The organism is Streptomyces chiangmaiensis, assembly GCF_036281785.1.
GTDB lineage: Bacteria > Actinomycetota > Actinomycetes > Streptomycetales > Streptomycetaceae > Streptomyces > Streptomyces chiangmaiensis.
The window spans coordinates 1-7,836 of the sequence record NZ_JAYWVC010000289.1 but is presented as its reverse complement, the minus strand read 5'-3'; the positions used below and the strand labels follow the sequence as shown (position 1 = coordinate 7,836).

Annotated in this window: 8 protein-coding genes; all 8 read left to right on the top strand. The window is 68.4% G+C overall.

Going from position 1 to position 7,836, the window contains the following annotated elements; translation table 11 throughout:
- The coding region (locus tag VXC91_RS40160) for a ferritin family protein (RefSeq protein WP_329512303.1) at positions 1 to 266 on the top strand (266 nt) is incomplete at its 5' end.
- Between the two features lie 236 nt (positions 267 to 502).
- A complete protein-coding gene (locus VXC91_RS40155) occupies positions 503 to 859 on the top strand; it encodes a hypothetical protein (protein ID WP_329512302.1) in 357 nt (118 codons plus the stop codon).
- A 139-nt stretch (positions 860 to 998) separates the two neighbouring features.
- A complete protein-coding gene (locus VXC91_RS40150) occupies positions 999 to 1,268 on the top strand; it encodes a hypothetical protein (RefSeq protein WP_329512301.1) in 270 nt (89 codons plus the stop codon).
- A gap of 369 nt (positions 1,269 to 1,637) precedes the next feature.
- On the top strand, positions 1,638 to 1,913 hold the full coding sequence (locus VXC91_RS40145; RefSeq protein ID WP_329512300.1) for a hypothetical protein: 276 nt from the start codon (positions 1,638 to 1,640) through the stop codon (positions 1,911 to 1,913).
- Between the two features lie 318 nt (positions 1,914 to 2,231).
- Positions 2,232 to 2,840 (top strand): DJ-1/PfpI family protein, encoded by a 609-nt coding sequence (locus VXC91_RS40140; RefSeq protein WP_329512299.1) that lies wholly within the window; start codon positions 2,232 to 2,234, stop codon positions 2,838 to 2,840.
- Between the two features lie 101 nt (positions 2,841 to 2,941).
- The gene (locus tag VXC91_RS40135; RefSeq protein WP_329512298.1) at positions 2,942 to 3,319 is read left to right on the top strand and encodes a hypothetical protein; all 378 of its coding nucleotides are present in this window, start codon (positions 2,942 to 2,944) and stop codon (positions 3,317 to 3,319) included.
- A complete protein-coding gene (locus tag VXC91_RS40130; RefSeq protein ID WP_329512297.1) occupies positions 3,316 to 3,627 on the top strand; it encodes a hypothetical protein in 312 nt (103 codons plus the stop codon). Before VXC91_RS40135 ends, VXC91_RS40130 begins: the two co-directional genes overlap by 4 nt.
- A 113-nt stretch (positions 3,628 to 3,740) precedes the next feature.
- On the top strand, positions 3,741 to 7,718 hold the full coding sequence (hrpA, locus tag VXC91_RS40125; RefSeq protein ID WP_329512296.1) for an ATP-dependent RNA helicase HrpA: 3,978 nt from the start codon (positions 3,741 to 3,743) through the stop codon (positions 7,716 to 7,718).
- Positions 7,719 to 7,836: the final 118 nt, after the last annotated feature.

Here is a 7,836-nt window from a genome sequence, read left to right as displayed (position 1 = left end):
GCCTGTTCGAGGGCACCGCCGGGGTCGAATTGCACGAGCACTTCGCCGAAGAAGCGGTCCTGGCCGGCCTGGTCCGCACGACGAAGACGAACCTGGACAAGGCCATCACAGGGGAGCATAACGAAGCGACCACCCTGTACCCGGGGTTCGCCAAGCGAGCCACCGCTGTCGGCGACACCGCCGCCGCCGGCTACTTCCGCGACACGGCCGCCGACGAGGCCAAGCACCAAGCCGCCTTCCAGCAGGCACTCGATGAGCTGCACTGACTGCCCTGGACGCGAGACTGGCCGGACGCCGGCAAGAGCGCCTGTGAACTGGCATGAACGCGAAATTGCAGTTGTGACGGTGTCCGGCCTTCATCGCATGCCAGACCTGCTGCTCGCCATGACCGGAGCCGGCTGCTGAAGCAAGGAGAAGGTACGGCCGCATGCCACACCAAGCCGGGACAGTGACGGGAACCATCTGGGCGGCCCGGTGGGCAGGAGCTCTACTCAGCCTCGCAGTGGCTGCCATCCACATCGTGGACCAAGGCGGCATTACGGCAACGAGAGATCCCTACTACATCGGAGTCGCCTACCACGTCCTGGAGATTGCGGCCGTGATCACCGCGGTGCTGCTCCTCGCCGGCCTCCCGCGACCGGGATGGCTGCTGGCGGCCGGGGTCGCCGCCGGCCCCCTGCTGGGCTACATCCTCACCAGAGGCCCGGGACTGCCCGGCGCCGGCGACGACATAGGCAATTGGACGGAGCCCCTCGGACTGGTCAGCCTGGCCGTCGAAGGATTACTGCTCCTGCTGTCGGTGCCGCTCTTCGTGCGCAGCCTGCGCACAGAGCCTTCCAAAGCGCGATCAACCGAGTAACGGCCGTTGCACAACTGCGAAGTACACCAACTCCAGCGACCGCCGGCGCCAACTGATGGCTCCGACAGCACCCATCGCGGCCCGTATGACCTTCAAAGACCGATCCTCATAGAGCTCCAGATCAGAAGGTGCCCGTGCCGTGTCCGTGCCCGATCGTGCGGGAACCACGGGAAGCCACGGCGCCAAGCGGCGGCGGCAGGCGCGCCGGTGTCGCCGACCCGGGCAGCGGGACCGGCTTCGCGCCGGCTCGCTGCCAGGGCGGCATCTCCCAGCACCGGTCCTTGGCATCAGCAAGAGCCACCGCGGGCACTTCGCCCAGGACCAGCAGGGCATCCACACGATCACCGTCGGCATCACGGGGACGGGAGCGGCTGACGGCAGCACGGTCACGGTGCACGACACGTCTTGAAAGAGGAGCGACGGCCGGGCGGTCTTGAAAACCGTTGCGGCAAAGCTAAGCTCGCCGGCGCGGCGGGCGCGTCATCCAACGCCCTTCCGGGCGGGTGCGCGGTAGCCCTACGCCTGCCGCACCTGATGCCTGTTGCACCGGTCTCGTCAGGCCGACTCATCTTCCGCACGTTGAGGAGTACGGAACGTTGGATGCGGCGCTGATAGCGGTGCTCGGCACTCTGCTCGGATCGATCGTCACGCACTACTTCCAGGGACGCGCTGCCGTGGCGGCGCGGAACTGGCCCGGGCGGAGCAACTGCGCCAGGAACGCATTTCCACCTACAGCGAATTCGCGGGCGTCGTCTTCGACTACCGGCGCAGCCAGAACGTGCGCTGGTTCAGTGCCCAGGCGGACCCGTCGGCGCCCGCGGCGGAGGAGGCGCGCTTCGCCGCCTACCAGTCCCGCGTCGCCGCCCGGCAGGCGCTGGTCCGCGTCCAGCTGGTCTGCGACAACATGCGGCTGCTTCAACTCGCCGACACTGCATTCGAACTGGCGAACTGTCTGCACGAGGCTCCCGACGAGGCCGAACGGGACCGCCGCTCGCAACACTGCAAGGCGGTGCTGAGCGCGTTCGTGGAGGCCGCTGCACCGACTGTGCGCTAGCTGTTCCGTCCCGGGAGGTTGTGGACGGTGATGCAGGTCTCGGCTGAGGGATCTTGAAATGGGTGAGGGCCTTCTGGCCTGGTGTGGATTGCGTCTGGAAGAACAACGAGGGGTTGCACCGGTGCGGCAAGCATGGCTGCGGGGTTCGCCGGTGAGCCCCGGGACGTCAGCAGGTCGGCGGGACGGTGACTGCGGCGCTCAGGCCCGGAGCTCGAAACGCCGAGCGGCAGGCATGCCACCGGCCGCAGATTGGCTCTCGCCCCGGAACGGCACGTCGGAGGACACTTCAGATCCGATGCCGTACGTGAAGGAGTCGTGATGCAGGTAGCCGTGGTCACCTTCGACGGGTTCAACGAACTCGACAGTTTCATCGCTTCCGCGCTGATCAACCGGTGCCGTAAGGACGGCTTGGAGGCCTTCATCACGACGCCCACGCCGGTGGTCACGTCGATGAACGGCGTCGAGGTGACCGGGCAGCGCCCGATGGAGTTCGTGACCGAAGCCGAGGTCGTACTGATCGGTAGCGGCGTGAAGGCGCGTGACGTGGTCGCGGACGAACGGCTGATCTCCAGGCTGCGGCTCGACCCTTCGCGACAGCTGATCGGTGCGCAGTGCTCCGGCGCGCTGGTGCTCGCCCGGCTGGGGTTGCTGCAGGGCATGCCGGCGTGCACGGACATGAAAAGCCGGCCCTATGTCGAAGCCTGCGACGTCACCGTGCTGGACGCGCCGTTCCACGCCGAGGGGAACATCGCCACGGCGGGCGGTTGCCTGGCGTCCCAGTATCTCGCCACATGGGTGATCACCCGCATGCTCGGGGAGGACGCCGCCCGCGACGTCATCGGCTACGTGGCTCCGGTCGGCGAGAACCAGGAGACCGTCGAGCGCGCCCTGCGCGCCGTCCACGCGGGCGAGGTCGCACTGCACTGACGCCCGGGAGCTGAACGCGGTGACCGCGGACGGCGCCGACGACACAGCCGACGGCATGGGGGCCGTCGGCCGGGCGGTGACCAGCGAGACCGACCGCGGCCATGCGCTTGCACCGGAACGGCAGTGGCCGCCGGCAGGTCAAGGCACCCGCCGGGGCCGGCCCTCTCTCCTCGGCCGCCGTCGCGTACGGCGGCGTGGTCGCGGTGGGCCAGGACACTGCTCAGGATCATGGCATCGCCCTGCGGTGGAACGACGGCGCCGCGCAGCTGAAGACCCTGCCCGCTCCGGCGGACGGCGCCTTGGTCCAGCCCGCCGGTGTCGATGCCGGCGCACGCACCGCGACCATGGTCGGCAGCACCCTCCGCCGGAGGCGCCGCTGGGGCCTTCGTCGTCGTGCGGGCCGGCCCGCCTTGGCATGTCCCGGCACGGACGCTACGGTCTGGCGCGTCGAGGCAACCGTGCGGGTGGGGGGATCATGAGAGAGGGCCGGGCGAAGGCCATGGGGGACGTCGAGCTGGAGCGGGACCGAGCCCGCTACGGGCTGCTGGCGGTGATCATCAGCAATCTCGCGATCGCGGGTGTCGCGGTCTTCGGAGTGTGGCGTCTGGACGGCGACAAGTCCGTGACGGTCGGCGTGCTCACCGCGGCCTTCACCTCCGTGAGCAGCATGACGACCGCGTACCTGGGCATCAAGGCCGTCTCCAACACCGCGAAGTCGATGGCCCGGGAGCGGGTCGCCCACGCCAGGCCCACCCCTTCGGTGCCTCCGCAACCGAGCGATCACTGAGCACCGGCGGCACGACCCGTATCACCCGTACGGCCCACACGTAGCATCATGCCAACCCGCCGGAGACAAATCGTTAGCCACGAATTTCGCCGAAGTGAGATCCTGGACCGCGTATGTCTACGCATCCTGCCCCCGCCCTCGACACCCTCGCCCCCCGCCTGACCGAGCTGTCCCTGCGCGACGCACACCGTCTCGGCCGCAGGCTCGAAGGCGCGCGCAAGATCCGCAAGCCCGAGGCCCGGGCCGCCGTACTCGCCGAGATCGAGGCGGACGTCGCCAAGGCCGAGGGCAGGATCACCGAACGCACCGCGCGCGTCCCCGCCGTCAGATATCCCGAAGAGCTTCCGGTCAGCCAGAAGAGGGACGAGATCGCCGACGCCATACGCGACCACCAGGTCGTGATCGTGGCCGGCGAGACCGGCTCCGGCAAGACCACCCAGATCCCCAAGATCTGCCTCGAACTCGGCCGTGGGGTGCGGGGCATGATCGGTCATACCCAGCCGCGCCGCATCGCCGCCCGTACCGTCGCGGAGCGTGTCGCCGAGGAGCTCGACACCCCGCTCGGCGAGGGCGTCGGCTGGAAGGTGCGATTCACCGACCAGGTGAACCCGGACGCCACCTTCATCAAGCTGATGACGGACGGCATCCTGCTCGCCGAGATCCAGACGGACCGCGAGCTGCGCGGCTACGACACGATCATCATCGACGAGGCCCACGAGCGGTCCCTCAACATCGACTTCCTGCTCGGCTACCTCGCCCAGCTCCTGCCCAGGCGCCCGGACCTCAAGGTCGTCATCACCTCGGCCACCATCGATCCCGAGCGGTTCTCCCGGCACTTCGGCGATGCGCCGATCGTCGAGGTCAGCGGGCGCACGTATCCCGTCGAGGTGCGCCACCGGCCCCTCCTCGAGGAGGACTCCGACGACGCGGACCGTGACCAGATCACGGCGATCACGGACGCCGTGGGGGAGCTGATGGCCGAGGGCCAGGGCGACATCCTGGTCTTCCTCTCCGGCGAACGTGAGATCCGCGACACCGCTGACGCGCTCACCAAGAAGCAGTACAGGTTCACCGAGATCCTGCCCCTGTACGCCCGGCTCTCCCACGCGGAGCAGCACCGTGTCTTCCAGCCGCACACGGGCCGCAGGATCGTCCTGGCCACCAACGTCGCCGAGACGTCCCTCACCGTCCCCGGCATCAAGTACGTCATCGATCCCGGCTTCGCGCGCATCTCGCGCTACAGCCACCGCACCAAGGTCCAGCGCCTGCCCATCGAACCGGTCTCGCAGGCGAGCGCCAACCAGCGCAAGGGCCGCTGCGGCCGTACATCGGACGGCATCTGCATCCGTCTGTACAGCGAAGAGGACTTCGACGCCCGGCCCGAGTTCACCGACGCCGAGATCCTCCGTACGAACCTCGCCTCCGTCATCCTCCAGATGACCGCCGCCGGGCTCGGTGACATCGAGAAGTTCCCCTTCATCGATCCGCCGGACCACCGCAACATCCGCGACGGCGTCCAGCTCCTGCAGGAACTGGGCGCGCTGGACCCCGCTCAGAAGGACCCGCGCAAGCGCCTGACCGACACCGGCCGCAAGCTCGCCCAGCTGCCGGTCGACCCGCGCCTGGCGCGCATGGTCCTGGAGGCGGACAAGAACGGCTGCGTCCGCGAGGTCATGGTGATCGCCGCCGCCCTGTCCATCCAGGACCCGCGGGAGCGGCCGGCCGACAAGCAGGCCCAGGCCGACCAGCAGCACGCCCGCTTCCGGGACGAGACGAGCGACTTCCTCGCCTACCTCAACCTGTGGCGCTACATCCGTGAGCAGCAGAAGGAGCGAGGCTCGTCGTCGTTCCGCCGGATGTGCAAACAGGAGTTCCTGAACTTCCTGCGCATCCGCGAATGGCAGGACATCTACACACAGCTGCGCACGGTCGCCAAGCAGATGGACATCCATCTCGACGAGCAGGACGCCCCGGCCGACCGCATCCACGTCTCACTGCTCGCCGGCCTCCTCTCGCACATCGGGATGAAGGACGTGAAGGAGTCCAAGGACTCCGGCCCCAGCGCCCGGAGGGAGGGGGGACGGAACGAGTACATCGGCGCCCGCAACGCCAAGTTCGCGATCTTCCCGGGCTCGTCCTTGTTCAAGAAGCCCCCGCGCTTCGTGATGTCCGCCGAGCTCGTCGAGACCTCCCGGCTGTGGGCCCGCGTCAACGCGAAGATCGAGCCGGAGTGGGTCGAGCCGCTCGCCGGGCACCTCCTCAAGCGGACGTACAGCGAACCGCACTGGGAGAAGGACCAGGCGGCGGTGATGGCCTACGAGAAGGTCACTCTGTACGGCGTCCCGATCGTCGCCCAGCGGAAGGTGAACTACGGCCGGATCGACCCGGAGGCGAGCCGCGAGCTGTTCATCCGCAACGCCCTCGTCGAGGGCGACTGGCGCACCCACCACAAGTTCTACGCCGACAACCGCAAGCTCCTCACCGAGGTCGAGGAGCTGGAGCACCGTGCCCGACGCCGGGACATCCTGGTCGACGACGAGACGCTGTTCGACTTCTACGACCAGCGGGTGCCCGAACATGTCGTCTCCGGTGCGCACTTCGACTCCTGGTGGAAGCGCAAGCGGCACGAGCAACCCGACTTCCTCGACTTCGAGCGCGAGATGCTCATCAACGAGAAGGCGGGCGCGGTCACCAAGGACGACTACCCCGACTCCTGGCGTCAGGGCCGGCTGAAGTTCAAGGTCACCTACCAGTTCGAGCCGGGCGCGGACGCCGACGGTGTGACGGTGCACATCCCGCTCCAGGTCCTCAACCAGGTGACCGACGAGGGATTCGACTGGCAGATCCCGGGCCTGCGGGAGGAAGTGGTCACGGAGCTGATCCGGTCCCTCCCCAAGCCGATCCGCCGCAACTACGTGCCCGCGCCGAATTACGCGACGGCGTTCCTCGAGCGGGCGGTCCCTCTGCAGGAACCGCTGGCCGTGACGATGGCGCGTGAGCTGAAGCGCATGGTCGGGGTGCCCTTCGAGGCCGAAGACTTCGACTGGTCCAAGGTGCCCGAGCACCTCAAGATCACCTTTCGGATCGTCGACGAGCGACGCCGCAAGCTCGCCGAGGACAAGGACCTCGAGGCGCTGAAGCTCCGGCTGAAGCCGAAGGCGCGCAAGGCCCTCTCGCAGGCCGCGGCGGCCACGGCCGAGCGGCAGGGCGGGGAGTCCCTGGAGCGTTCGGGCCTGACGGACTGGACGATTGGCGCACTCACCCGCGTCTTCGAGACCCGCCGCGCCGGTCTGCCGGTGAAGGCGTACCCGGCGCTGGTCGACGACGGCGACACCGTCTCGGTACGCCTCTTCGACACCGAGGAGGAGCAGGCCGAGGCCATGTGGAAGGGCACGCGGCGCCTGATCCTGCGGAACATCCCCGTGAACCCCGCGAAGTTCGCGTCCGAGAAGCTGACCAACGCCCAGAAGCTCGCCCTGTCCGCGAACCCGCACGGCTCCATCCAGGCTCTGTTCGACGACTGCGCGATGGCGGCGGCGGACAAGCTGATCGGGGACTTCGGGGGACCGGCGTGGGACGAGGAGTCGTACCGGAAGCTGTTCGACAAGGTGCGCGCGGAGATCGTCGACTCCACGGTCCGTGCCGTCGGACAGGTGCAGCAGGTACTCGCTGCCTGGCAGGCCTGCGAGCGCCGTCTGAAGGCGGTGCGCAGCCCCGCTCTGCTGCCGAACCTGGCCGACGTACGGGCCCAGCTGGACGGCCTTGTGAAGCCCGGCTTCGTCACGGTGGCGGGCATACGGCGGCTGCCGGACCTGATGCGCTACCTGGTCGCCGCGGACCGCAGGCTGCAGCAGATGCCGACGAACGTCCAGCGGGACACAACGCGCATGGCCAAGGTCCAGGAGATGCAGGACGAGTACGCATGGCTGCTCGAGCAGCTGCCGCAGGGCCGCCCCGTCCCGTCCTCGGTACGCGACATCCGCTGGATGCTCCAGGAGCTGCGCGTGAGCTACTTCGCGCACGCGCTGGGCACGGCGTATCCGGTCTCGGACAAACGCATTGTGAAGGCGATCGACGCGGCGGCACCGTGACGGCTCCTTCACGGTGGGTGAGTTCGACCAGGGGCTCACCCTCCTGTACAGTCTCTTTTCGCAGCGCCACGCACACAGGACCGGACACCCGGTTCAGTCGGTCGGACGCCGCGAAACC

Excerpts from the sequence above, each read along its gene's own strand:
- VXC91_RS40140 (WP_329512299.1), top strand. The coding sequence starts at position 2,232 with ATGCAGGTAGCCGTGGTCACCTTCGACGGGTTCAACGAACTCGACAGT.
- VXC91_RS40135 (WP_329512298.1), top strand. The coding sequence starts at position 2,942 with ATGCGCTTGCACCGGAACGGCAGTGGCCGCCGGCAGGTCAAGGCACCC.
- VXC91_RS40130 (WP_329512297.1), top strand. The coding sequence starts at position 3,316 with ATGAGAGAGGGCCGGGCGAAGGCCATGGGGGACGTCGAGCTGGAGCGG.
- hrpA (WP_329512296.1), top strand. The coding sequence starts at position 3,741 with ATGTCTACGCATCCTGCCCCCGCCCTCGACACCCTCGCCCCCCGCCTG.